Here is a 1,058-nt window from a genome sequence, read left to right as displayed (position 1 = left end):
GTTCGATTAAAAATCAACTTTATCACCGTTAAAGGCAGCGATATAAATCTTTTTCAGATCTTCTGCCGTTACTTCACGTGGATTAGCTGGTGTACAAGGGTCTTCAACTGCCCCTGCTGCCATTTTATCCAGATTTTTTTCGAATTCCTTTTGGTCAATCCCGAATTCTTCAAGCGTTAATGGAATATCCATTGCACGGTTCAAGCGGCGAATTTCTTCGGTTAGGGCATCGGTCAGTTCACCCTCTGTATTTCCTTTAAGTCCAAGCATTCTTGCGATTTCTGCAAAACGGGAGGCGTCTGCTTTTTTGTTAAAGTCAATCACGTATGGCAGGTAAAGAGCATTTGCTAAACCGTGCGGAATACCGAAGATCGCACCGCTCTTATGCGCCAAGCTGTGAACAATTCCTAAAAAGCCGTTTGAGAAGGCCATGCCAGCGATCGCTTGGGCATAATGCATTTCGCCTCTTGCTTCCTTGTCGCCTGCGTATGATTTTTCTACGTTATCCACAACCATTTTAACAGACTGCATAGCCAATGGATCGGTAAACGGGTTATGCGCGAGGGATACGTAAGCTTCAATACCATGCGTGATTGTATCCATTCCTGTGTATGCTACAATGTTTGGCGGCATTGAATACGTTAACTCTGGATCGACAATCGCGATGTCCGGTGTGATTTCATAGCCGAAAACTGGATATTTTACGTCTTTGTCACGATCTGTGATAACAGAGAACGGTGACACATCCGTACCCGTTCCGCTTGTTGTGGAAAGCGCGGCGAAGCGTGCTTTCTTGCGGAGTACAGGAAGGGGGTTCGGTGCTTTAATTTGTTCAAATGTCAGCTCTGGGTTTTCATACAGCACCCACATCGCTTTTGCTGCGTCAATGGGAGAACCTCCGCCTACGCCGACAATCCAGTCCGGCTGGAATTCTTCCATTTTTTTCGCTCCGTTTACAACGGTAGTAACAGAAGGATCGTTTTCTACTCCTTCAATCAGCTGAATTTCAAAGCCAGCTTCTTTTAGATTCGATTCAATTTTATTAAGATAGCCTGATT

General features: G+C 45.0%; 1 protein-coding gene. It reads right to left on the bottom strand.

Annotation, left to right across the window (positions count from 1 at the left end):
- Window positions 1-6: 6 nt before the first annotated feature.
- Window positions 7-1,058 (bottom strand): iron-containing alcohol dehydrogenase (locus KP78_RS07220; protein ID WP_041087670.1); only part of this gene is annotated, 1,052 nt, incomplete at its 5' end.

The sequence above is a fragment of the Jeotgalibacillus soli genome (assembly GCF_000829435.1).
Taxonomy (GTDB): domain Bacteria; phylum Bacillota; class Bacilli; order Bacillales; family Jeotgalibacillaceae; genus Jeotgalibacillus; species Jeotgalibacillus soli.
The sequence above is the reverse complement of the archived record's forward strand: the minus strand, read 5'-3'. Positions and strand labels throughout refer to the sequence as shown.